The organism is Bacteroidota bacterium, assembly GCA_016706255.1.
GTDB lineage: Bacteria > Bacteroidota > Bacteroidia > Chitinophagales > BACL12 > UBA7236.
Genome location: JADJJZ010000029.1, coordinates 976,661 through 1,001,133, shown reverse-complemented (window position 1 = coordinate 1,001,133; position 24,473 = coordinate 976,661). Strand labels below are relative to the sequence as shown.

24 protein-coding genes are annotated in these 24,473 nt (G+C 33.0%); 21 read left to right on the top strand and 3 right to left on the bottom strand.

Translation table 11 applies throughout. From position 1 onward, the window contains the following. The first annotated feature begins 186 nt into the window (after window positions 1–186). Window positions 187–4,275 (top strand): T9SS type A sorting domain-containing protein, encoded by a 4,089-nt coding sequence (locus IPI65_22280; protein MBK7444159.1) that lies wholly within the window; start codon window positions 187–189, stop codon window positions 4,273–4,275. A 73-nt stretch (window positions 4,276–4,348) separates the two neighbouring features. Here the strand turns inward: IPI65_22280 and IPI65_22275 are convergent, their stop codons facing one another. The 3 genes from IPI65_22275 to IPI65_22265 all read right to left on the bottom strand — a co-directional run bounded on the left by IPI65_22275 (window position 4,349) and on the right by IPI65_22265 (window position 6,827). After that, window positions 4,349–5,305: a magnesium transporter CorA family protein gene (locus tag IPI65_22275; protein MBK7444158.1), complete on the bottom strand. Its 957-nt coding sequence runs from the start codon at window positions 5,303–5,305 to the stop codon at window positions 4,349–4,351. Window positions 5,306–5,513: 208 nt separating this feature from the next. Beyond that, window positions 5,514–6,005, bottom strand: coding sequence for a hypothetical protein (locus IPI65_22270; GenBank protein ID MBK7444157.1), 492 nt, complete (start codon window positions 6,003–6,005; stop codon window positions 5,514–5,516). 45 nt (window positions 6,006–6,050) lie between these two features. After that, window positions 6,051–6,827: a diaminopimelate epimerase gene (locus IPI65_22265; protein MBK7444156.1), complete on the bottom strand. Its 777-nt coding sequence runs from the start codon at window positions 6,825–6,827 to the stop codon at window positions 6,051–6,053. 118 nt (window positions 6,828–6,945) lie between these two features. Between IPI65_22265 and IPI65_22260 the strand changes: the two genes are divergently transcribed. From IPI65_22260 to IPI65_22165, 20 genes are all read left to right on the top strand, one after another. Beyond that, window positions 6,946–8,385 carry a trypsin-like peptidase domain-containing protein gene (locus IPI65_22260; protein ID MBK7444155.1) on the top strand — a complete coding sequence of 480 codons (1,440 nt, stop codon included), beginning with the start codon at window positions 6,946–6,948 and terminating at the stop codon, window positions 8,383–8,385. Window positions 8,386–8,679: 294 nt separating this feature from the next. Further along, window positions 8,680–9,657, top strand: a complete 978-nt coding sequence (locus tag IPI65_22255) for a pyruvate dehydrogenase complex E1 component subunit beta (GenBank protein ID MBK7444154.1) — start codon at window positions 8,680–8,682, stop codon at window positions 9,655–9,657. Between the two features lie 583 nt (window positions 9,658–10,240). Continuing rightward, entirely contained in the window at window positions 10,241–10,810 is a 570-nt protein-coding gene (locus tag IPI65_22250; protein MBK7444153.1) for a hypothetical protein, read from the top strand. A 75-nt stretch (window positions 10,811–10,885) separates the two neighbouring features. Then, a complete protein-coding gene (locus IPI65_22245; GenBank protein MBK7444152.1) occupies window positions 10,886–11,236 on the top strand; it encodes a hypothetical protein in 351 nt (116 codons plus the stop codon). A 14-nt stretch (window positions 11,237–11,250) separates the two neighbouring features. Then, the gene (locus IPI65_22240) at window positions 11,251–11,886 is read left to right on the top strand and encodes a hypothetical protein (protein ID MBK7444151.1); all 636 of its coding nucleotides are present in this window, start codon (window positions 11,251–11,253) and stop codon (window positions 11,884–11,886) included. A 74-nt stretch (window positions 11,887–11,960) separates the two neighbouring features. Then, complete coding sequence (locus tag IPI65_22235) at window positions 11,961–12,482, top strand: hypothetical protein (GenBank protein ID MBK7444150.1); 522 nt, start codon at window positions 11,961–11,963, stop codon at window positions 12,480–12,482. Between the two features lie 139 nt (window positions 12,483–12,621). Continuing rightward, window positions 12,622–13,110: a hypothetical protein gene (locus IPI65_22230; protein ID MBK7444149.1), complete on the top strand. Its 489-nt coding sequence runs from the start codon at window positions 12,622–12,624 to the stop codon at window positions 13,108–13,110. A gap of 154 nt (window positions 13,111–13,264) precedes the next feature. After that, a complete protein-coding gene (locus IPI65_22225; protein MBK7444148.1) occupies window positions 13,265–13,807 on the top strand; it encodes a hypothetical protein in 543 nt (180 codons plus the stop codon). Between the two features lie 273 nt (window positions 13,808–14,080). After that, a complete protein-coding gene (locus tag IPI65_22220) occupies window positions 14,081–14,599 on the top strand; it encodes a hypothetical protein (protein ID MBK7444147.1) in 519 nt (172 codons plus the stop codon). Between the two features lie 68 nt (window positions 14,600–14,667). After that, on the top strand, window positions 14,668–14,958 hold the full coding sequence (locus IPI65_22215) for a hypothetical protein (GenBank protein ID MBK7444146.1): 291 nt from the start codon (window positions 14,668–14,670) through the stop codon (window positions 14,956–14,958). Between the two features lie 1,379 nt (window positions 14,959–16,337). Continuing rightward, window positions 16,338–16,907 carry a hypothetical protein gene (locus IPI65_22210; protein ID MBK7444145.1) on the top strand — a complete coding sequence of 190 codons (570 nt, stop codon included), beginning with the start codon at window positions 16,338–16,340 and terminating at the stop codon, window positions 16,905–16,907. Between the two features lie 175 nt (window positions 16,908–17,082). Continuing rightward, a complete protein-coding gene (locus IPI65_22205; protein MBK7444144.1) occupies window positions 17,083–18,042 on the top strand; it encodes a hypothetical protein in 960 nt (319 codons plus the stop codon). Beyond that, entirely contained in the window at window positions 18,023–18,502 is a 480-nt protein-coding gene (locus tag IPI65_22200; GenBank protein ID MBK7444143.1) for a hypothetical protein, read from the top strand. The genes IPI65_22205 and IPI65_22200 overlap by 20 nt, the downstream gene beginning before the upstream one ends. A gap of 208 nt (window positions 18,503–18,710) precedes the next feature. Then, window positions 18,711–19,643 carry a hypothetical protein gene (locus IPI65_22195; protein MBK7444142.1) on the top strand — a complete coding sequence of 311 codons (933 nt, stop codon included), beginning with the start codon at window positions 18,711–18,713 and terminating at the stop codon, window positions 19,641–19,643. A 402-nt stretch (window positions 19,644–20,045) separates the two neighbouring features. Beyond that, complete coding sequence (locus IPI65_22190; GenBank protein ID MBK7444141.1) at window positions 20,046–20,351, top strand: hypothetical protein; 306 nt, start codon at window positions 20,046–20,048, stop codon at window positions 20,349–20,351. 152 nt (window positions 20,352–20,503) lie between these two features. Continuing rightward, complete coding sequence (locus IPI65_22185) at window positions 20,504–21,607, top strand: hypothetical protein (protein ID MBK7444140.1); 1,104 nt, start codon at window positions 20,504–20,506, stop codon at window positions 21,605–21,607. After that, a complete protein-coding gene (locus tag IPI65_22180) occupies window positions 21,604–22,056 on the top strand; it encodes a hypothetical protein (GenBank protein ID MBK7444139.1) in 453 nt (150 codons plus the stop codon). The genes IPI65_22185 and IPI65_22180 overlap by 4 nt, the downstream gene beginning before the upstream one ends. 4 nt (window positions 22,057–22,060) lie before the next feature. Beyond that, complete coding sequence (locus IPI65_22175) at window positions 22,061–22,522, top strand: hypothetical protein (protein ID MBK7444138.1); 462 nt, start codon at window positions 22,061–22,063, stop codon at window positions 22,520–22,522. Window positions 22,523–22,788: 266 nt separating this feature from the next. Continuing rightward, window positions 22,789–23,787, top strand: coding sequence for a hypothetical protein (locus tag IPI65_22170; protein ID MBK7444137.1), 999 nt, complete (start codon window positions 22,789–22,791; stop codon window positions 23,785–23,787). A gap of 3 nt (window positions 23,788–23,790) precedes the next feature. Then, entirely contained in the window at window positions 23,791–24,453 is a 663-nt protein-coding gene (locus IPI65_22165; protein MBK7444136.1) for a hypothetical protein, read from the top strand. The last annotated feature ends 20 nt before the right edge of the window (window positions 24,454–24,473 follow it).

Below are 24,473 nucleotides of genomic sequence, written 5' to 3'. Positions count from 1 at the left end.
TACCCCAACCTTACTTTTTGAAACCTGCAATTGGTTGACAAATAGTTGAAAACCTTATCACACTTGTTTTTCATCGGGTTTTTCGCCTTAAAAACTCAAAAACTTCTCGTAATTTTAGGCTGGATTGGTATGGTTAATTTCAGGCAAATATTAAAATTCGTAAAATCCGCACCGGTATTGAGTTTCATGGTTTTAATCATCATGACATTTGATGCTGCTGCGCAAGCCACCCAATTGGGAACACAAACTGTGAATGGCGGTTATGTGTCGTACCCCCTCAGCGACCTCGGTATTTTCCGTCAGGCGCGTGTGCAGGCAACCAGCTCGGCCCTTAGTGGTACAAGGAACTGGGAGTTTTACGAAGCCCCGTTCGACTACGATCCTGCCTGGCGTCCTTATTCTGCCGGATTAACACTTGCAGGGTATAACATGAACATTTTCCCGACTGCCGGAACAGCAGCAGCCTTGTTCAACACCGGATTTGGTGGAAGTTCAGGACTGATGCCAACTATTGCAAACGGCTATTACTACACCTTCAATATCACAGAATACAGCACACCGGGTGTTCCCCAAAACGAATACATGGGCGTGGTGGAAACAAGTTATAATCCTGTTGCCATAAGTTCTGTTATTCAGTCACCCGCTGCCGGCGTTGTTTACCCTGAAAATAGTGTGTATGTAACTGTTACTACAGCAGCGCCACCTTCGGCAGGGGAATATATTTATGTCAGATATTCTACTTCGGTAAATTTCCTGACCTCAACCTTGCTTTCTGTAACCATGACAGGCACTACCGGAACGGTTGAAATTCCTTGTCAGTCCGTTGGAACAATCATTTATTATTACGCCTATTCGAGTAATCGTTCAAGTGCTGCAATTTTGGCAGATGTTCTTGCTACCGGTCAGCGAGCACATGATATGAGCACCCTCAATATCAATAATAACGGTGGACCAAACTATACTTATACCGTTGCACCAAGTATTGGATACTGCGGCGATTATTATGTGCCATCAGCTTGTTATCCAACAATTGCATCTTTTGTTACTGCATTAAATGGTGGAACAGTGAGTTGCGATGTAATTTGTCATGTGGCTTCCGGTCATACCGAAACTGCTCCTGTTGGCGGAATTAATTTAACACAAACAGGAACTGCTGCAAATACAATTACTTTTATTAAAGATGGCGCAGGTGCTAATCCCATAATTTATGCTCCGGTTGGAACAATATCATTAGGTGCCGGTTCCACTGTTGTGGATGGTATTTTTTCTTTAAATGGCAGCGATTATATTACGATTGATGGCTTCGATTTAATTGACAATAATGCAAGCGCTCCCGGAACAATGGAATATGGTATTGCTTTATACAAAGCTTCGGCTTCTGATGGTTGTTCTAATAATGTAATTCAAAATTGTACTATCACCTTATCTAAAACAAATATTGCTGTTGGCCCAACCGCTTTTCAAACAGGAAGTAGAGGCATATTTACAGCAAACTGTACTCGAACAGCTTTGGGTACAACATTAACTATTTCAACTGCAGGTGGAAGAAATGATAACAATAAATTTTTAGGCAATAACATCAGTAACGTATTTGCAGGAATTATTTTGCGCGGATATAATGACCCTTCACCATCAACATATTTTGATCAGGGAAATATTGTTGGTGAATTAGGTGCAGGAAATACCATTACCAATTACGGTGGTTCAAGTACTAATCAGGGATATGGCGTTTATTGCATTTATCAGAGTGGCGTTGATATTAGTTACAATACAATTAATAACCGACTTGGTGGTGTATCACATACCAATACCTTATACGGCATATTTCATTCAGCAAACTCGGGAAATACTTCTTCTTCAATTACAATAACGCATAACGATATCTCATTAGGTCAGGGTGCAAATACAAGCACCATTTTCGCAATCAGAACAGGCTCATCCGGACAACTTGCAGGCACAGTAAATATATCCGATAATATTATTCATGATTGTACTTTTGATGCCGGTGCAAGTGGTTTGTTTTATGGTATTTATCAGGAATTTAATTGCACCTCAAGTAATATCGACAATAATATCATAAAAAATAATGCACTTAATACTACAGGTTCAAATACATATTTAATTTACGATAATAGCACAACGCCAACCATGAGCGTGAGTGGTAATCATTTAACAAATAATACCATTACCGCAGCATCTGCAGGAAATTTAAATGGGTATTATTATATCAATACCAGTGCATCAGGAACCATTACGGTAAGTAATAACGTAATCGACACTTTAATGGTGCCTTCAGCAAGTTCTGCTTATGTTATGGGTATTCGGGTAAGTAATTCTACCAGTCAGATAAAAACAATTTCAGGAAATTCAATTTCAAATATCAGAGCCGGTTCCGGAACTACTGTGTGGACTGCCGGTATGTATATCGATAAAATGCCTACCGGTTCAACGGTGAGTAATAATACGGTAAATACCATCTCTTCAACTTCTAATGTTATTGGAATTAATTGTGCAGATGATAATTCAATTAATACTTCATTAAATCAGGTGTTTACTGTTTCCGGCAATCAGGTGTATAATGTTTCTTCAACAGGAACCTCGGCACAAATGGCCGGCATTGCTATTTACGGATTAAATGCCGTTACCTGCTCAAATAATATTGTAGATAATGTTACGGCAACCGGTGGTTCACCAACACAATTAAAGGGAATTAATTTTGGTGGTGGTACTGTTGGAAATAATATGAATTTTAATGGCAATAGTATTTCTAATATTACACATAATAATCTTTCAGGTTCATCAACTGTGGTTGGATTGTACTTATTTCCAAATACCGTTACAACTAATATTTACGGAAATCATATCTATAAACTTTCAGGAACCACAAGCGATATGATTATTGCCATGTATGGTACATCAGGTACCGGAACACATAACATTTATAATAATTTTATTCAGCAATTATCTGCACCAAATAGTTCACTTACACTTGCCGTAAATGGAATTTATGTTGCTGCCGGTGGAAATACATATAATGTATATAATAATACCATCGCAATAGGGCAGGAGGGTGTTATTTCAGGTGGCGCCGATTTTGGTGTTAGCGGATTTTATCACGGCGCCGGTTTATTAAATCTGCGAAATAATATTATTTATGTAAATGCAACTTCATCAGGTGTTGGTGTAAGTGCATGTGTGCGCAAAGCAACGCCGGGCACTGCAGGAACACCTCCGGTAACAACCAGTATTTCGGCTACAACAGGAAATAATTTTTATTATATCAATATCGGCGCTTATAATTATGTGTATGTGGAAGGTGGTTCTACAGCGACAATTAAAAATGGATATGCTTATGGCGGCGCTACAACTTCGGTTCCCAATAATTTAAATAATGACCCTTGTTTTAATATTTTAACTGCAAGCGATATTACTTCTTATAAATATTTTATGTCGCTGGGCGGCGGTGGTTCGCGTGAGGTAAATAGTTACTACGATATTCCTCATTTTGCCGGCGGTCCTGTATATCCCGATAATTTAAAAATTACTGTTGGCGCTTCCGATTATGCTGAAAGTAATGCCGTTGCTCTTGCATTGGTTACTACCGATTATGAAGGCGATATTCGTCAGGGTGTGGTAGGATATGCCGGCACAGGAACGGCACCTGATATTGGGGCAGATGAAGGTGAATTTGTAGTAGTTACACCCGATTGTTTATTGTTACCTATCGAACTTACTGCTTTTACAGGATGGAACAACGGTGTTGCCAACGAATTACACTGGACTACCGAAACAGAAATTAATTCCGATTATTTCGAAATACAACGTTCTGCAAATGGAATCGATTTTGTTACCATAGGCACTTCACCTGCTGCAGGTAATTCGCTGTTGCCACTCGATTATGTATTTTATGATGATGCACCGTTGAACGGTCTGCAATATTACCGTTTGAAAATGGTGGATATTGATGATACCTATGATTATAGTAATATTATCGCCATCAGAATAAATGATGACAGCTCTGAAGAAATTTATGTTTATCCAAACCCTGCTACTGATTTTATTACCATCGAAATAAATACGGCAACTGCTGATGATATGTTGATGGAAATTTTAGATGTTACCGGAAGAAAAGTAATGAGCAATACTGCTTCACTGCAAGCCGGCGTAACTATTTTACAATATAATATTCAGCATCTTCCAAAAGCAACTTACCTCATTCAATTTACCAATACAGTAACGGGCGAAGTATCAGGTGTGCAGTTTGTAAAGTATTAATATCTCCCCAAACCTTTTTTAAAATAATTTTATTGCAACAAATAAGTTGAAGAAAAAATGGTTTTGTAAATGTTTAGAACCAGCGAATTTTTCTAAACAATAAATACAATACCAGCGAAACAAAAATGGAAAGAAACATAATAATAAAAAATCCGTTATTGGAATTTTCTAATGGCAGATTTTTGAAGTTCATACCATAAAAACTCGCAATTAAAGTTGGAACCATTAAAATGATGGTAATAGAAGTTAAACGTTTCATTACCGCGTTCAGATTATTGGAAATAATTGAACCGAATGCATCCATAGTACCATTTAAGATATTGGTGTAAACCGTTGCCATTTCAAGGGCCTGGCTGCTGTCAATAATAATATCGCTTAAATAATCATTTTTTTCTTCATCGGTTTTAATACCCAGGAAATTGGTCCGCTGAATTTTCATCATCAGCAATTCGTTTGCACGTAAGTCGGTTACAAAGTAAACCAACGACTTCTGAATATTTAATAATTTCGCTAACTCTGTATTTCTGCTCGAATGCATGAGTTCTTTTTCAATTAAGTAGCGACGTTTATTCATCTCCGCCAAATATTGAATAAAATAAAACACATTTTTTTCGAAAATTTTCATCACAATCATTTCCTTTTCACTTGGTGAAAGGTGTTTGATGGCAATGGAAAAAAACCAGTCGATTACTTTATTTTGAGCCGATGAAATAATAATATTATAATCCTGTGTTAAAATAATGCCAATTGGAATGGTGATATAAAATGCATCATTATCAATGGAATTTTCCATATCGTTTTCAATAGGTGTATTGATTACGATGAGTTTCACATTATCGTCCTGCTCAAATCGTGAACGTTCGTTAATGTCGATACTATCCAATAAATAATCTATCGGAATATCAATGGCATCACTTAAAGTAGCAAGTCGTTTATGGTCGAAGGGAGGGTATACGTTTATCCAGCAGTCTGGTTCAGGCCTGTCAATTTCTACAATGGTGTTATTCGATTTTTTGTAATATTTGATCATCGCTTTCCATCTGCAGGTGAAAAATTTGAACGTGCAAAGATACCGCTTTCCGCTTTGCAAAACAAACTTGAGCGGAATCTGCAAATCCCTACTGCCGCAAGGCCTTAAGCGGGTAGGTGAGGGGAAGTAAGTTTATTGGTGGAGCGGGTTATCCGGTTTTAAGGCCAAATGCCCGGTCAAATAAGCAACGAATACTGCTAAAATGGCACTATTTCAAATCACAGGCAACCAAACCATGATAATCGCCATACGATGATGTTGTTAATATCAGTCCGGTGCCGGGTGCGTAATAGTATTTAGTGATAAAATTCAGACTCATGATATTGCCGTTCATATTCATTTTGCTGTCGGCTTCAAGCATCACAACATTTTGATAGGTTTTGCCTTCTACCTCTTGCGTAAGCGCAGTTTCACGAACTGTCATCACTAATATACTCTGAATGGTATTCGCCGTAAAATGAATCTCCCAGGTATCACCAACTACGGGATTTTCTTTCAAAAACACATCAAATTGTCCGGCCGTATAGGCATTTGTTGAATAATTACTACCATCAAATTTTACCTGCGATGCCAAATTGGCTGCGGAGTTCAACATGGTAAAAACGTCTCCATCAACACCTGTAACGGTATTGGAATAGGTATTGCCATCTTTCATCTTGTAAGTCCAGGCATTTCCGTTTGCGAGTGGGTATAACAACATAATTGGATTTTAATTAAAAATACATAATTACCGGTAAACCAAAAATTATATCTCCCCATTAAAAACCAATGTGCCCGGACCTATTAGCCAGATATTGGTAAATTGGTTGCCGTTTTTTTCATATTGCACCTGCAGTTTTCCACCCATGGTTTCCAGCGATACTGCATGCTGCCCGTCGGCAAATTCGGATAACAACCCGGCTACAATACCCGCTGCAGTAACACCCGTGCCGCAACTCAGGGTTTCATCTTCAACACCACGCTCATAAGTGCGAATATGAAAAATATTATTTTTTCGGTCCAGAAAATTGACATTGGTCCCTTTTGCCGCGTATGCCTCACTGTATCTGATTGAAGCACCGGTATTTTTTACATCCACTGCCTGCACATCATCCACTTCAGTAACATAATGTGGTGAACCGGTATTTAAATCGTAATGATCATCCGTTTTGGAAACAGCTAAAACATCCTGCATTTTTAAATACACAATTTCATTTTTTACATACGCTTCATGCAAACCATCAATTGCTAAAAAAGTATATATATCGCGAATAATACCTAATTGTCTGGCATAATTTACAATACATCGGCCACCATTACCACACATCGAACTTTCATTGCCATCTGAATTAAAATAAACCATCCGAAAGTCGCAGCCCGCTTCATTTTCAAGCAACATCACTCCATCTGCCCCAATACCAAAACGGCGGTCGCAAATTTGTCTAATCCACTGCGTATTTTTATGGTCAATTTTACCGTCGCGATTATCAAATAAAATAAAGTCGTTTCCGGTTCCCTGGTATTTTGAAAACTTTTGTGGCATGTTTAGCGTTAAAAGAGTTTAAATCCGTTAAATATTGTTAAGCGAAAATACGACAATCTTACAGTTGTCGTTTAGTGCATGAAATTTGATAACAAAGTAAATTAAAAAACCATTCTATATGAAAGTAAAAATGATTCTTTTAACATCGGTGATTGCCATAATAAGCACAATGGCAACCCTGGTTATGTATGAAAAGTTTTTAAGTGATGATGATTCGCGTTTCGGATTGGCAAACCCGTATCAGTTTACCAGCGCAAATTTTCCGGTAGCACCAAGTGGTATGGCGCCGGTAGATTTTACTTATGCTGCAGCACTTACCACACCATCTGTTGTGCACGTAAAAACTGTTTTCAAAAATACATCGTATAGTAGTACAGATGATGTATTTCGTCAATTTTTTGGCGACGATTTTTCCTACGGCGATCCAAATGGTCAGGCCTCAGGTTCAGGTGTAATTGTTGATGCCGATGGATATATTGTCACGAATTATCACGTAATTAAAAATGCAGATGCCATTCAGGTGGTATTTTATGATAAACATACTGCAGAAGCAGAATTAGTAGCAACAGATCCGTCAACAGATATTGCAGTTTTAAAAGTGGACATGAAAAATTTACCGAATGTAAAATATGGTGATTCCGATTCAGTTCGTGTTGGCGATTGGGTAATGGCGGTTGGAAATCCTTTTGATCTTGCATCAACTGTTACAGCAGGTATTGTGAGTGCAAAAGGCAGAAAAATTGATATTCTTGGCGAAAATGCTTCTACTCCGGTTGAATCATTTATTCAGACAGATGCTGCCGTAAATCCCGGTAACAGCGGTGGTGCATTGGTAAATTTAAAAGGTGAATTAATTGGAATTAATACCGCTATTGCAACACCTACCGGAACATTTGCAGGATATTCATTTGCCGTGCCTGTTAATATTGTTAAAAAAGTAGTTGCCGACTTAAAAAAATACGGAATTGTACAACGCGCATACTTAGGCGTAGAAGTTGACGTTACTAAAGAAGATGTTGGTGGTGTTTATGTAAGTAATGTTGTTGCAGGCTCAGGTGCAAAAGATGCAGGAATAGAAATTGGGGATATTGTTACACATATTAATAACGCTCCAATTAATTCATTTCCCGAATTACAGGAACAATTAAGTAAATACGGACCGGGTGAAAAAGTTAATGTTAGTGTTTTACGGAACAAAGAGCGAAAAAATATTGTTGTGTTATTAAAGAACCAAAAAGGTAACACCGAAATTGTAAAAAAAGAAGTTAATGATATTGTAAAAAGTTTAGGTGTTGAAACTGAGGATGTTACAGGAAGAGAAGCTGAATATTATAATGTTGATGGCGGCGTAAAAGTAACCGCAATTAAAAATGGAAAAATATATCAGCAGACAAGAATTAAAGAAGGATTTATAATTACAGCAGTTGATGATAAAAAAATTGTAAATTATAATGATTTGGCAAAGATTTTGAGTGATAAAGGTGGACAGAATGTAATAATTGAAGGATTTTACCCGTCGTATCCGAACAAATTGTATAATTACGGGTTAAGTTTATAAAGATATTAAAGTTTTAGGGTAATTGGGTTTTCAAATGTGAGCTCCGCTTAGTTTCCGCTCGGAAACGGCGGGGCTTTTTTTTGAGCTATTTTTTCCGGTTAAAACTGTAATTATGACAGTTTATTGGGCCTCAGTTTAAATGGCTCATTTTAGGCTAAAGGGTGTATGGATAAGGTTTTTGAATATAACGGCTAAAACAAGGCTCAAAACGGGCTTAATTATGTTAGTGACAAGCGTTTAGATTCGGCTTTGCGCGTAACATTTCCTATTTTTGCGGAAAATTCAGGTAATACAATGCGAGAAATACGAATGCGTGAGGCTTTACGTGAGGCCATGAGCGAAGAAATGCGCAAAGACAGCAACATCTTTTTGATGGGTGAAGAAGTAGCAGAATACAATGGTGCCTACAAGGTAAGCCAGGGTATGCTGGAGGAGTTTGGCGAAAAACGTATAATCGACACACCCATTGCCGAACTTGGATTTGCCGGCATCGGTGTAGGCGCTGCAATGAACGGGTTACGACCTATTATCGAGTTTATGACCTTCAATTTTGCCTTGTTACCTATCGACCAAATTGTGAACTCTGCCGCTAAAACACTGGCTATGAGCGCGGGACAGTTTAATTGCCCTATTGTATTTCGTGGCCCATCCGGTTCTGCAGGTCAGCTTGGAGCGCAACATTCACAAATGTTTGAAAACTGGTATGCCAATGTTCCGGGATTGAAAGTTATTTCTCCTTCTAACCCTTATGATGCAAAAGGTTTATTAAAATCGGCCATTATCGATAACGACCCGGTTATTTTTATGGAAAGTGAGATGATGTATAGCGATATGGGATTTGTTCCTGAAGAAGAATATTACATTCCGATTGGTAAGGCAGAAGTGAAACGTGAAGGAACAGATGTTACCATTGTATCATTCAATAAAATGATGAAAGTAGCTTTAAAAGCTGCAGAAGAATTAGAAAAAGAAAATATCAGCGCCGAAGTAATTGATTTGCGCACCATTCGTCCGCTCGATATGGCAACCATAGTAGCCTCCGTTAAAAAAACCAACCGCGTGGTTGTAGTTGATGAAAGTTGGCCATTTGGCAGTATTGCTTCCGAAATCGGCTTCCAGTTACAAAAAGATGCCTTCGACTATTTAGATGCACCCGTTCGCCGCGTAAACGGAGCCGACACCAGCATGCATTATGCAGGCAACCTGGTTAACGCCTATTTACCCGATGCAACCAAGGTGGTTAAGGTGGTGAAGGAAGTGTTGTACCGCTAATAGCATTTGGTTTTTATTGTTATTTTTAGTTTTAGTGGGGTTTGTTGATTGGTATTCAACAACATATTTTATTGTATTATGTTGAAAGCATGCTATTCGTATATTTTTATTCGATTGTTAAATTATTACACTTTAAGGGGTAAAACAACGATGCCATGGCTTTACGCAAGTCAGAACATTGCTTTGGCACAGCTTGCAAATTTGAGTAGCATTGCAATTTTGTTAAAAATTCCGAATTTATTTAGTGAAACAATTATTATAATTTCAGCTTCAATTATTTTTATCCTCCTTATTGTATTAAATGTCAAATTATTTCATCGAACTGATGTTTTGAAGCGAATCAACTATATGACGGAATCAGAAAGTTTACGATTCAAAAGAACAATTAGTATTTGGCTTTATTTTATAAGTAGTTATGCCATATTTTTCTATTTATTTATACCAAAAAAATAATTGAAGTTCTATCTTTATCTGCGAATCATGGGAAGATTAAACGGTTTAAAAAGTCAATTAATTTTTGAAATTTTTGCATTTTTAATTAATTAAAAATTTTAGGGTCCCCTGCAAACAACAAATTTTACAAATGAAAGCACTATTCGTTTTATTTCTAATTTGTTGCTCAACTTTAAATGCTCAGGTAGAACGATATGCTAATTCGGGTATTGGAACCGGTGGAGGGGCAAAAATGCATTATGGAGCTTGGGGCGTGTTTTATGCATATAATTTAAAGCCGTTTCATCAACGTTTAGAGCTAAATGCGGGCATCGGGCTCGCCAGTTCCTATGCAGCAGGGGCAGGCATTAACTTTCGAATTTTTGATAATGCAAAATGGTTTGAAACTTATCTTTCTGTAAATTATTCATATTGGGCGAAGGGTCAAATTCGATATGAACTAGATGAACTTAATATAGATTATTACAACATTTCAGCCCTTCAATTCCTGCAAAATAATATTAGCGCAAGGTTTTGGTTAGATAAAACAGCGGCTATTCAAATTAATATCGGTTATTCAGATAATATCGCAGGTTATAAAATAGTGCATATAGCAGGACCGAACCAGGGTTATAATAACGCAGTTCACTATGCAAAAAGTGGTATGTTGGTTGGTTTGGATATTATTGTTTTTCCATTTACTAAAGGGGTGAAATTATGAGTGGTATGATAATCTGGTTTATCAAATAAGGGTATTTCTGAAACAAATAAATTTTCAAAATGCGAAATCTTATTTATGAATAAAATGCATTTTTATTCTGACTTACATACACTACTGAGTAAAATTGTGAATTGGCTCCGGACAAATAAAAGCGAACCTGGTTTTGATTTGGATACCGAGTGGCTCAACATTACACAAAAAAATAACCTGGCCGACAAAAATAACTTCCCAAATTTGTTATATTCGTATTTAGATATTTTGTGTGATGCCAAAGAACATAATTTTAAACTTGTTAATAAGGATTACACCTATATGCAGGCAATTGCAGATTTGGAGTTTATTTGTAATTTGATTGAATCTAATGAAATTTCAGCGCTTGAAAACGATTTAGTATTACAAAAAAGATTGTTGCAGGCGGCAAAATGATAAGCATCTAAAGTATGACCGTAGGATATGTGAAAAATATAATTTTAATCTGTCTTGTTTTTGCCTTGAACTTAGGTTGTGCAAGAAAAGCTTACTATTACTATAAAATTGATAGTATTGATGTCCATTTTTTTAATATTGAATCGCAAAATGATTGGTACACAGAAATAGCTTGTTGCGATTCAATAAGTCAAAATACTGACGCATACGTCCTTATCGACCCTAAAGTCAGTTTTTACTACAAAGAAAAAAATAAACATTATTTACCTTCGCAACGTGGTGAAAAATGCTCGGAGGAGAAAATAAGCTCAATGCAAATAACCCTAATAGGAGAAAAATTACTTTTAGAAATAGATACACTACTAGGTCCAATCAATTTTCAAACGAATTATGTAATTTCGAATAGTCAACCAGGCATTTCCATGGTTAAATTTGCTGATTCTACGCGTTATTTTCTCAGCTTGGATGATTTTACACAAAGCTTCAACAGTTGTGAGGAACGCTCAAAATATATTTTTAACATTAATGCAGGTATAAGATTACTTTTTAACAATAACAATATTCCCAGAGGAGATTACCTCCTTCAAATTGACGTTATTTTCGATTCAGGAAGAAAACTTAATTTGACTAAAAAGTTAGTAATTTATTAAGTAAATTTATTGTGAATTAACTCAATTTTAGATGCTTTTTTTCTGTTAGCAATTTTTAAATATAAATTTGGTCTATGTCAAAATTTATTTTAATAATACTAAGTTTGCTGCTTTCGGTTTCTTGCAGTCGAAGTAATAAGCAGCGAACACATAACTTCAGTATAATTGACTGCGAATCATTTTCATCCGACTCTACACTTCAATTTTGTGGATTTTTTAGTTTCATTAAAGAAATACAACCTGATTTAGCGGAAACAAGCTTTTTTCCAAAAATATATCTTAGTTTCCATTTGCCAATGGAATATGTGCAAAATAGTAACACAGGTGAAATAGCATTAAGTAAAAATGACAGTATTTTAAAATATTTGGTTTATGAACATGGCCCGATTCCATATTTTTGTTCAGACATAATTGTTGTAAATGCTGAAGCGCCTGCTATTTTAATTCCTATCGATGGGGAAATTCAATATTATTACCAATCAGCAACATGCCAATCACTAAAGGTAGTTTTTAATAAGGTTACATTTGAAAATAACAGATATTTACCAAATAAATATGTTTATAGCGATACAATTTATTATTCAAATAATTTGTGAGGATATGAGATTTATATTAGTTTTAATAAAAAATAAAGTAATTCTTATTTGATATTTGCTGAATGAAATAATTGAAATAACCTAAAATTCACAGTAAGGAAATTGCGAATAATAAAATAACCTTAAACCCCTCTTTATTATGCCTCCTACGAAATACCAATTACTTCTTCTCCTTATTATAAATATTTCCTTAACTATTGGGCAAAATGCGCCACTTGCTAAACCTATATCCACAATAGCAAGTACAAACAAACAATCTGCCGTCACTAAAAAGGATACCATTCACATCTTCAATAAGGATACAGCATTTATTTATACAGAACGAAATCGCAAACAATTACTTCAGAAATTTGAAAATAATGAATTAAAGGAGGTAATACAAATTAAATTAGTGGTAAATGTAGATACTTTATATAGAATTAGAGACTCAGTCCAAATTATGACAGTTATTTCTTATCCATCTTATATTAAGCATGGCATATATAAAGCCTATTCTCCACGCCAACAAATAGAAACTAAAGGCAAATATTATTTGAATTTGAAATATGGTGTATGGAAATATTACGAAAATGGTCATTTAATAAAAATGGAGAGATATAACAGAAAAAAGGTTAGGGGATATTTTTAAATTTTAAATATTTTTAATAAGTTGAATAATTTTCGAAATTGAAGTTACCGAAAGGGTACTAAATTGAGTTGAAAAATTTCTATTGATATTTAAAGTTAATACTATGAGTTCCTTAAATATTTTTATATTTAATAACGCAAAATGGCTACTGAACATGAAGAATAGAAATAAAACATTCCTCATCATATTGGTTATAGGTATACTTTCCTGCAATAATAGGGAAAAGAATCAAAATGGCGTTCAAGGAAATAGTTCAAATAAAAATAAACCAGAAAGAACGGTTCCCATAGATAGTAACAATGGTGTTATTGAATATTTACATTTTAACACAATTAACGAAATTTTAAATTTTGAAAATAATGAAGTTATGCTTATAAGTGAAGCGTATTATCCTAATATTACTTTTGATACTGGTGGGTATGTAAGTATGATATTTAATGTACCCGATGGAGCAGAATTCAGTTATAGATTGAAAAATGATATAATTTCAGTGTATTATAAAGAAAATGAAATGTTTATTGGTACTGATGCACCATCAACCGGTTCATTACTTTTTGATGTCTCACTAATAAACGATAGCACTTTCACTATAAAATATTATCATAAAAAGTGGATAGATTTCATAAATTCAAAATATCTGATAAATGAATATAGCCATCTATATTTTCCGACAACATTTCATTGTATAAATCCTTAGATAACATCTAATTCTTTCGTGTCCTTCGTTTGGTGGAATATCTACTTTTGCAACTTCGGAATTCATTTTTTATATTTACATTGGCTGTTTTGTTCTGCCTTTGACTAACCTAGCCTAAATTATTGTAAATAATAAGAAAATACCTTGGGGCTATGTTATAAATAGTAATGGTGATATTAAAACACTATAATTATTACTTACGGATACGCCTTCTGAATATCATCAAACAGTTTTAAATGAGAATCCAAGTGGGCAAGCCAAAAAATTAGTACAATGATGAAACTATCAATTTTATTTTTGTTTTTCGTGAATAGTGCAGTTTATGCACAGGTGGATGTTTTATTACTTAAGCATGTTGGATATTGCCACAAAACTATTATGCCTGTTACGTTATCAGATGATACGCTTAGCTCCAATTTCAGCAGAGCATATGCTATGATAGATAGCTTTAACCCGGGCGATGTAAATTTAACTATTATAGATAGTATCTTGTTTGAAGAAATAATTATTCAGTTTAAAGAAATTTTAAATAAAAACAATGACGTATCGGCCAGCCTCGAAGATTGCCCTAAATACCTTTGTTTATTTATAAATTCAAAAGATAATGTAGATACAGTTATGATTAACAATAAATTAAGTTTGGGAGTCGTCCTTACTGAATTTAAATATTATTTATGTTCATTAAATAAGCCGGAAACCATGAGCTATATTGAAGATTTGACCTTGATATTAATGCGATTTGACTCAGATATAAATATTGAAAACCCTGCAACAATTAATGTTAATTATTAAATTATATTTTGGCCACTAAATGTCACTAAATGGTCACTGTGACAATTATATAAAATCTATATAGTGAGATGAGTAAGCAAAAATTAATTATGGTAAATGGCAAAAGCACTATACTTAAATTAATATTTTCGGTATTTATTGCCTTTCAATTAAACTGTTCAACAGAACAAAATTCGAAATTTAATGTGAATTATGATTTACAAGGAGATTATTGTATATCTTTCACTTATATAAATAACAATTTGGAAGCTATTGTTAATGATAGTTATTATGAGTATATACGAATAAATTTAACTGATACATCTGAAAAAAATTACATAGAGTTCTCCTATTGGGGATTCAACTTCATTTACAAATGAAAACATTCTCACTAATTTAAATAATTGGAACTTAAATTATGTTTTTAATTTAAGGTTAAATGGAGGGGAAATACACAAACAAGGATCCGGACAATTTGGTGATACATATTTTAACTACTATATTTATCATAATTTTGATGCTAGTTTAATGCTCTATCATCGAGGGTGTCGATATTTAATGTTGTTTTATAACTTTAAGTCAATCGACCAAATTCAAAGCATTGTTTATTCAATAAGGATTTCGGAAGACAATTTTTAAATCATTTATATTTAAATTGTGAAGGGTAAAATATTGTTACATGCTTTAGTTTTATATTTTTATTTGCAAAGCCATAGTACGTTGGCCAAAAAATCAATGGATAATTTTTTCACTATGTAAAAGGAAGGTCTTTCGGGATTCACCTTACTTGTATTTTTAGTAATAATTCCTTAGTTTTATTCATTATTCACATTAAAGGAGATGATGATAAAAACCCATACTGAGTCATAACAATAACCAATTAAAATATGAAATTTTAATATTATTAGCATGCTATTTTGCTTTTCATTCAAATCATATAGCCAAACTCCTTCACATTTAGAATACGGGGAGTTTATTGTTCAATATAAATATATAAAAATTAATGATACTATTTATTGCCCTTATGAATCTTTAATTATTAATAAGTTATCGAATAAAACGTATTACTTTTATCCGGATCGATTTAAAATTCAATAATTATTTCTAAGGATACCACATTGGTGGATGGAGTTTGGTATCTCAATTATACAAACAAGGTGATAACAAATTTCAAATTTAACTAACAACATAAATTGCTTTATAAATACGGATACGATACATATTAATAATAGTATATATTCAAAAGTAAAAACCAATTTGCTTTATAGCTCTAAAACATCTCATGACAGTATTATTTATATTTGTTATTCAATGACAGGATTAATTAATATTTATAATAATAGTTTTCAGATTAATCGGATAAATTCTTTAATATCCGATTTGAAACTTGGTGATTCAAATAAATTCAATTCTGTTGATCTTTGTATTATTTATAATCTAAATACATTAATAGAATATGCTGTGTTTAACTTTTCAAACAAATTCAATTATTTGAGCGATACAGAATTGATTAAACTAGATTTAATAAAAAGTTCTAAAAATTATTTTTACACAAAATCTATGGCATTTTGAATAGCAAAAATAAAAAGATTACCATTTTTAGTTTAAATTTAAAAAATATCGATACTTTTAACATCGCTAATTTATTGTATAACCTTATTTATTTATGAATAAAACAAATATTTTTATTACATTCTTATTAATTTATTCCTTTAATAGCATTAATGCCCAAAGTAAATGCAACGTTGAAATTAAAGAAATGAAAGGGTATGTTTTTTATGAGTTTACACCGGGAAGGTATGACACCTGTTTAACCTCCGTGAAGTTTATAAGTATTGATACGAATACCATTATAGACACATGTTTATTTTTTGATTGGATCGGGGAGAATTACAAGATTGTGGAGTATGACACTTCGCTTGAAACGACTTTGGGTAAAGCTGAAGAATTGTATATACCCCTGGCAAGCCGCGACAGTACTAACGATCTTTCAAGAACAACCCTATTGTATACATATACAAAGCAGGCAAAAATTTATTATGCCAGTAATCAATTTTACAAATCTAATTTTTCAAATGAAACAATATTTGTAATTTATTACTTTGAAGGCATTTTAAACTATTATACCAATTGCAATTTTTTTTCAGAGTATCTTCATCATAGCAAGCCAACAGATTGGAATTGTGGTTTACCTAATTATGCTGTAAATACCGAATTTTTGGTATTGGCTAAAATTGGTAAGATTTTACCATTGACTGAAGCGGAAGCAATGAAACTTGGCGTTATAAAGTATGATCTAAAAACGATATCCCAAATTATTGAATATTAAAAACCGCAAAATAATTATTTAGAATTAAATTATTTTAATACCTCCCAAATAATACCATTTGAGAGGCCTTGTTTCATATGCTGAGATTTTAAGTAAAAATGGTTGAAAATCCTTAAAATTTCAAAATTTTTCACCATTTTTGACATATTGTTCTTTTACACAGCGTTAATGTATTATGCGTTACAGTGAAAATGACCACGACCCGTTCGGGATGTTGTTGGTGGATAGAACATGGCAGTCTACAACCACTTATAAATATGGATTTAATGGCAAGGAAAATGTTGATGATGTTTATGGAAATGATGTTGCAGTTGATTTTGGAGAACGGTATCTAGATTGTAGAATTGGAAGGTGGATGTCAGTTGATCCACTTTACAAAAATTATCCTTGGATAAGTCCTTATGCAGATGTAATTAATAATCCAATTAGTTACATTGATAGAAAGGGTAAGGAGCCTTCATTGTTGCTTGCAGGCACAATTGGGGATGCGATGAAATACTTTAATTCAAAAGGATTAACTACTATAGAGGACATCTTAAATGAACTTGATAAGACTACAATTGAAGTTTTTCATGATGGTGAAAATCCAAATGGAATGGTAAGGTATATTTATACTGAAGACAATGGTTGGGTAGATTTATACCATTATTTTTCTGCAGCTCAAAAAGGTGAAAATTATATGGACATTGCAGAGTGGGTCCAAGAATTGTTTGAAAAAGGAAGTGGATATTCCTATGAAGATTTGCCAAGTAATAAAATGGGTGGAGATGCACCATTAACAAAATTCAAGGAGGTTACAATAACCTATCCAATGGGTTTAGTTGTTAAAACTTACAGTGAAGTGGAATTGGAAGGCGTAGAACTTTTTCAGGCTGTTATAAATGATTTTAAAGCAGCGGGTGCAACAGAAGCATCATGTGCACCAAATTATAATCAGATTCCAAGGGTTAAATCAAGAGAGCCATTGCATGACTTTTTATCAGACGACGAACGAAAAAAACTATTACGCACTGGTAAATATGTGCCTCAAAATTTTACAGATGAACCCTATAATTTAACAAACTTTGACCCAGCTCGTGATAGTAAAGATGGGGAAAAAATTAAAGCTTGGAAACATGCAGAAGATCCATTTTAAGTTTTTCATTGTGATTTTATTTGCGATATCACAATTTAACTGCTCAACTACAAAAGTTGAAATTTATCGCTCAAATAAAAGTTTATTTAATGAAGTTTCTTCGTTACTACTTGAAAATTATTTAACGATACTTGAAACTTATGAATGTTATAGAAATTTTGACTCTGAAACTATAATAATCAAGAATGCCAGTGATAGTTGCATTGGAAATTTTAATTCTCAAAACCCAAATGCATTGACGGAAATATTTTATTTAACAAATTTACAAAGTATTTCTTTATCACCTAGTAAGGTTCATTTCATATTTGAATCAAGCAAATCTATATCTGCAACAACTTCTTATTCATTATTATTTAGTTCAAACAAAAAAGACATTACAAGATACTTGGAAGATAAAGATTTTACTATAACTAATATCGACACCAATTGGTATTATATAACAATGAACTACCATGAGTGATATCTTTCTCCTTAAAACGAATTATTAATGGGTCAGTTGGAGGCATTTCCAGTCTGTTGCTTCAAAGACCTAATTTTGAACTCTATTTATAGGTAAATAAAGCAATTTGACAAATATTTCAACTCAAAAAAAACAATAAAAACCTCCCAATTCTCAACTTTTTTCCCCATTTTTGACATATTGTTCTTTTACACAGCGTTAATGTAGTATGCGTTACATCGGAATTGACCATGATCCGTTCGGGATGTTGTTGGTGGGGAGAACATGGGAAATTGGAAGTGAATATAGATTTGGTTTTAATGGAAGTGAAACAAATATTGAATTCAACGGGTCTCCTAATTATTTAGATTTTGGAGCAAGATTTTATAATCCGAGTTTGGGAGTGTTTTTTAGTCTTGATAAATTTTCAAATATTTACCCTGAATTAAGCCCATATTCATTTTGTTATGAAAATCCAATTTTATATCATGAAATAAAAGGCTTTGGTTTCAATGGTGGTTTTAGTGTTGAAAATAATTCAAAACAACCAATACAATTGCTTGGAACAGGTGCAATTGTAACTACTACTATCATAAACACTGCTCAAGGTACTGTAACTGGTTTTACAGTTGAAGAAAATTCAAAATCTATTATCACATTAGAAGCCGGTGAGAGATTTATTGCAAAAACTAAAGAAATTTCAAAATCGAATTCAAATGGGATTGCAATTTATGAAACTGTTTATTATGGTGAAATACAAAAAAAGGTTGATGGTAAATGGGTAAAAGTCAAGGATGTGAATGTTTTTGATGTTGATGGGTTAAACCTAATTAATCAACAAGAGGTAATTACAGATGAGGGGAAGATTTTAACTGAGGATAATGCAACAAATTCAACAACAAACAAATTTAGAAAGGAAAAATTATTTCCTGGTATTTTTATTGATACAAACGAGAATGGTAAGAAAGACCCCAATGAGGTAGATCGTGTTGAAGTAAAGTTTAGTAGTGAAGTATTTTGGAACGGAATTTTTGGTAAAATGACAATACCGCCAACTCCAAAAAATGATGAAGTTATAAGAGTAAACGAAAAGGGTGGGCAATTAACTATCGATTCTAGTTCTGCTGGAGGTGCGTCAATAATATTTTCAGATTCGAATTAATTAAAACTATGAGGTTAATAAAATTTATGTCCTTAATTGTAAGCTTATTTATTACTATATTAATATTGCGTTATTTTACTCATAAATATCCAATAAAAAGTGATGATGAAGAAATAAAAGCCTCATATTTTAATATATATACTGACAATCATGAACAGACCTATTTAAAGGCCAAATTCATCTATGAATTAAACTATGGTAAAAGTGTAGTAAATGATTATCTAATTTTAAACTGGCTAATTGAGAATAATTTATGTATCCTCCCCGATAATTATAACAGAAAATTACTTTCTTATGACAGGCAATTAGAAAGTTTAAAGATTAAAGATCCAACTTATTATACGTTTTATATGGACGAACTTGAATATCTTCCACTTTTGAAAAAATGTTTAATTCAATATTATGAGAATTGTAAGTAAATTTTGGAAAATTCCGTTAATTAGCTTTTGTTTTGTAACCACATTTTTATTTTGGATAAAGAAACTAAATCAACCATTAGATAATGCAGGTCGAGGTATTGACTTTAGCAATCATATAACAATAGATTTAATTTTAGCAGTAGCCTTTGGGATTTTGCTTATTTTAAATACAGTAATAGTTTGGGCTACTAATGATAAGATTACCCTTACTGCTCTAATTATTTGGGTGGTATTGTCTATTTGGTTGTTATGCTACTTAATAAATTATAAAAGTTGGTTTCCCTTCTGACATACTTTTACGTTAAAAGCCAGTTAATTTTATATTTAAGGAATATTTTGTTAACCTATGGTGTTTGAATAAAAAATCTTAAATTTAAAGCCAATTCTCAACTTTTTTCCCCATTTTTGACATATTGTTCTTTTACACAGCGTTAATGTAGTATGCGTTACACAGAAAATGACCATCACCCGTTCGGGATGTTGTTGGTGGATAGAACATGGCAATCTACAACTACTTATAAATATGGATTTAATGGCAAAGAAAATGTTGATGATGTTTATGGGAATGATATTGCGGTTGATTTTGGAGCAAGGATTTATGATGGTAGGTTGGGAAGGTGGTTTAGTAAAGATCCGTTACAAAAGAAATACCCCAATCTTTCTCCCTACAATTTCTGCAAATTGAATCCTATATTGCATCAAGACATAGATGGTAGGGATGCTGTTGTAACTATAGAAAGGAACCCTAGCGGAGGAGGTAAAATTACTTTTAATTCTAACATTTATGTAAGCGGAACCATTGCTGGAGTGGATGCAACAACTTCGGTAGATAATTTTAATAAAGCATTTACTGAATGGAAAGAAGCTGGGTATAATACAGGGACATTCACTGATGAGAATGGCGAAATTTGGACAGTAGAAATTAATATGACATTTATAATAGATAATGATGGTTTAAACTACAAACGAATTTATGAGCAAGCCCAAACTGTAATGGAAAGAAATGGAGATAATGCGATAAATCTTTCTTTAGGTGGATTACCATATTCTGATAATTTATCTGATTACAAATATTCTAATATAACTAAAACGGGCACATTTGCAGCTGGAAGTAGTATAATGCAATTTCCATTAGATTTTCCCAGCACAAACAGAGCAATAATTCATGAAGTACTTCACCTTTATGGGCTGGAAGACAGATATTCAAATGTTAATTATGAAGCATGGCTTTTTGGATGCATTAATCAAGGGCCAGTAAATACCTTTGAAGAATTTGGAAGCACTTCTCATGTAGGATATGAAGATAATATTATGGGAGCTGGCAGCGGGTTTTCTATAAATTCAATTCAATTTACAAATTTAGGAACGGCGGTGTTGGCTAAATTATCTAATGAAAAATATAATGAAAATAATATTCAAACAATAGTTTTTAGTGAGGATGCTACAAATGTTGACAAAATTGATAGTTCAGTTCCTCAAAATTATTGGGATCCTAAAAACCCTGTTATTAATTATCAAAACCCAAAACCAGAAATCGAAAAATGAATAATGCAATAAAGATATTATTTTTTTCAATTTTGATAACTTCATGTAATTATTCATTTTTTATTCCGAAAAATCAATTGATAAAGGAAATAAATGGTTATGTCTTTAAATTAAACAATGAAATTTTCATAATAACGAGTAATGATACAACTTTTAAATTAGACTCTGAAGGGAGCTTTGAAATTTTGCACTTGGATTTTGATTTTTCTAAAATAAACAGCAACATTATTGATAATATGAATGACACATTATATTTAAACGAAGTTATTCAAATACAAAACAGCCCATATTTAATAACTTCCTACTTAAAAATAAGATATTATAACGAAAACAAATTCGATTTACCTAATCTTAATTCTTTTGGATTTCAATCCAATTTAGAAGTGCTTTCCATGACTGGAGAAATACTAAGTTTTACACAATTGATAAACAAGGATTTCCAAAAATGAGTATATGGCGAACAAAGCAATAATCTTATTAGTTTTATTATTTATTACCACTTCCTGTAACAGAAAATTAGTGGTTAAAAATGAAAATTATATTGATATTACTTTCGGTTATATTTTACAACAGGGAGACTATAGGTGGTTTCTGCCATATGCTGACGAATTTAGTAATAATGCGGAAATTATAAAAATAATAAATAATCATCAATTATATAGTATCGGACTCCGTCCTATCTACATTCCAAATAAATTTGAATCTGATTCATACACAACGCTTTATGTTGGATTGCCCAACGAGACAAAAGAAGATTTATTATTAGAAATATACGCATGCACTCTGTACACTTTTGGCCCATTAAAAAGTGATACACGAAAAAGTGAGTCACCTTTCGTTTATGATGGCAAGGAATTTATTATAAATTACTATAAAGGCTTAAGTACTATATTCTATAAACTTGAAAACCGATAGTCAACTCATCGTTAATCAAAGTGAATATTTTTTGAATGGGTAATGAGGCCTCTCATTTATTAGCCTACAAGTTTAAATTAAGAACGGCATCACAAATTATTGCTTATAAACAACTTAAATAAATTAAGGTATGTCACGTGCAAGATTCAGTGATTACAGACTCAATTTTAAATGCAATAAGCAAATAAAAAGATGAAATAAATTCCAATTCTCAACTTTTTTCACCATTTTTGACATATTGTTCTTTTACACAGCGTTAATGCAGTATGCGTTACACCGGAAATGACCATGACCCGTTCGGGATGTTGTTGGTTGATAGAATATGGCAATCTACAACTACTTATAAATATGGATTTAATGGACAAGAACTTGATGATGAGATTTATGGAAATGGAAATTTAAATACTGCTGATTTTTGGGAATATGATACCAGGTTGGGGCGAAGATGGAACGTTGATCCTATAATTAAAAATTGGGAAAGTCCGTATGCATGTTTTTTTAATAACTCAATTGTTGTTGCCGATGTAAACGGGGCTGATGGTACTGTTCAAGTAGACAAAAGTAACCATACAGTAAAAGTTTCGGCAATCTATTACTACAATGAGAATAATGAACAGCTTAAAAACGCACATATAATTACAGGTTTTGATGTCTATAATGCTGATGGATCTAAAGCTTACACGGTTCAAGCTATGATTGAGAATACTGAAAATGGTTGGGAAGCTCAGTCATATAATATGGAAATAAATGGCGAATGCTGGGATATAACCTTTGATATTAATTTTGTCCCACTTAGTAGTGAAGCGGAAATAGAAGAAAAAAGACAATCTGACCCCACATGTAATATTTTAAGAGCTGATTTATCACACCGTTTTGGAGGAGAGTATCAAGGGTATAGGGACGGTAAAGACTTAAGAGAACTTTGGATTTATGGTGAATACAATAATGAAACGTTAACGCATGAAGAAGGGCATGGCTTTGGATTAAATCATTCAAGATATGGTCCCAATCACTTTTTGAATGCGGCTTATTTTTATTCAGAACCTATGAATCCTTATTATGGTGATGAAAATAATGGGTATGGACAAAATGGAGGACCAATAATGAGTTGGGCATTTAATACAAATATCTACCCATATGAAGTTAAATTGATTGTGACAAATGCAATTGAATTAGCTCAAACTGTTGAGGCCGATGTTGTCATAATTCATATCAAAAGTAATAATGCTTTTGATACTACACAAATAATTTTACAAACCTATTGATATATGAATAGCATTAAATTATTATTTGCATCAGTATTTATTTATTGTTTCATGCCTTTAAATGGCCAAAGTAAATGCAACGTTGAAATTAAAGAAATGAAAGGATATGTATATTATGAGTTTACACCGGGAAAGTTTGACACATGTCTAACAACTGTAAAGTTTTTAAGTGTAGATACAAATTCCGTCATAGACACATTTTTATTTTTTGATTATTCGGGAAGAAATTACATGATTGTGGAATATGACACTACACTTGAAATGTCTTTGGGTAAAGCTGAAGAATTGTATATACCCCTGGCAAGCCGGGACAGCACTAACGATCTTGCAAAAACAACTCTTTTGTATACATATGTAAAGCAGGCAAAAATTTATTATGCCAGTAATCAATTTTACAAATCTAATTTTTCAAATGAAACAATATTTGTAATTTATTACTTTGAAGGCATTTTAAACTATTATACCAATTGCAATTTTTTTTCAGAGTATCTTCATTATAGTAAGCCAGCAGATTGGAATTGTGGTTCACATAATTACTCTGTAAATGATGAATTTTTGGTATTGGCCAAAATTGGTAAGGTTTTACCATTGACTGAAGCGGAAGCAATGAAACTAGGCGTTATAAAGTATGATCTAAAAGAAATATCCCAAATTATTGAATATTAAGAACCTCAAAATATTTATTG

What these genes read in the sequence shown, in the direction of transcription:
- IPI65_22280 (MBK7444159.1), top strand. Translation starts at nt 187, where the DNA reads ATGGTTTTAATCATCATGACATTTGATGCTGCTGCGCAAGCCACCCAA.
- IPI65_22275 (MBK7444158.1), bottom strand. Translation starts at nt 5,305, where the DNA reads ATGATCAAATATTACAAAAAATCGAATAACACCATTGTAGAAATTGAC.
- IPI65_22270 (MBK7444157.1), bottom strand. Translation starts at nt 6,005, where the DNA reads ATGTTGTTATACCCACTCGCAAACGGAAATGCCTGGACTTACAAGATG.
- IPI65_22265 (MBK7444156.1), bottom strand. Translation starts at nt 6,827, where the DNA reads ATGCCACAAAAGTTTTCAAAATACCAGGGAACCGGAAACGACTTTATT.
- IPI65_22260 (MBK7444155.1), top strand. Translation starts at nt 6,946, where the DNA reads ATGAAAGTAAAAATGATTCTTTTAACATCGGTGATTGCCATAATAAGC.
- IPI65_22255 (MBK7444154.1), top strand. Translation starts at nt 8,680, where the DNA reads ATGCGAGAAATACGAATGCGTGAGGCTTTACGTGAGGCCATGAGCGAA.
- IPI65_22250 (MBK7444153.1), top strand. Translation starts at nt 10,241, where the DNA reads ATGAAAGCACTATTCGTTTTATTTCTAATTTGTTGCTCAACTTTAAAT.
- IPI65_22245 (MBK7444152.1), top strand. Translation starts at nt 10,886, where the DNA reads ATGAATAAAATGCATTTTTATTCTGACTTACATACACTACTGAGTAAA.
- IPI65_22240 (MBK7444151.1), top strand. Translation starts at nt 11,251, where the DNA reads ATGACCGTAGGATATGTGAAAAATATAATTTTAATCTGTCTTGTTTTT.
- IPI65_22235 (MBK7444150.1), top strand. Translation starts at nt 11,961, where the DNA reads ATGTCAAAATTTATTTTAATAATACTAAGTTTGCTGCTTTCGGTTTCT.
- IPI65_22230 (MBK7444149.1), top strand. Translation starts at nt 12,622, where the DNA reads ATGCCTCCTACGAAATACCAATTACTTCTTCTCCTTATTATAAATATT.
- IPI65_22225 (MBK7444148.1), top strand. Translation starts at nt 13,265, where the DNA reads ATGAAGAATAGAAATAAAACATTCCTCATCATATTGGTTATAGGTATA.
- IPI65_22220 (MBK7444147.1), top strand. Translation starts at nt 14,081, where the DNA reads ATGATGAAACTATCAATTTTATTTTTGTTTTTCGTGAATAGTGCAGTT.
- IPI65_22215 (MBK7444146.1), top strand. Translation starts at nt 14,668, where the DNA reads ATGAGTAAGCAAAAATTAATTATGGTAAATGGCAAAAGCACTATACTT.
- IPI65_22210 (MBK7444145.1), top strand. Translation starts at nt 16,338, where the DNA reads ATGAAAGGGTATGTTTTTTATGAGTTTACACCGGGAAGGTATGACACC.
- IPI65_22205 (MBK7444144.1), top strand. Translation starts at nt 17,083, where the DNA reads ATGCGTTACAGTGAAAATGACCACGACCCGTTCGGGATGTTGTTGGTG.
- IPI65_22200 (MBK7444143.1), top strand. Translation starts at nt 18,023, where the DNA reads ATGCAGAAGATCCATTTTAAGTTTTTCATTGTGATTTTATTTGCGATA.
- IPI65_22195 (MBK7444142.1), top strand. Translation starts at nt 18,711, where the DNA reads ATGCGTTACATCGGAATTGACCATGATCCGTTCGGGATGTTGTTGGTG.
- IPI65_22190 (MBK7444141.1), top strand. Translation starts at nt 20,046, where the DNA reads ATGAGAATTGTAAGTAAATTTTGGAAAATTCCGTTAATTAGCTTTTGT.
- IPI65_22185 (MBK7444140.1), top strand. Translation starts at nt 20,504, where the DNA reads ATGCGTTACACAGAAAATGACCATCACCCGTTCGGGATGTTGTTGGTG.
- IPI65_22180 (MBK7444139.1), top strand. Translation starts at nt 21,604, where the DNA reads ATGAATAATGCAATAAAGATATTATTTTTTTCAATTTTGATAACTTCA.
- IPI65_22175 (MBK7444138.1), top strand. Translation starts at nt 22,061, where the DNA reads ATGGCGAACAAAGCAATAATCTTATTAGTTTTATTATTTATTACCACT.
- IPI65_22170 (MBK7444137.1), top strand. Translation starts at nt 22,789, where the DNA reads ATGCGTTACACCGGAAATGACCATGACCCGTTCGGGATGTTGTTGGTT.
- IPI65_22165 (MBK7444136.1), top strand. Translation starts at nt 23,791, where the DNA reads ATGAATAGCATTAAATTATTATTTGCATCAGTATTTATTTATTGTTTC.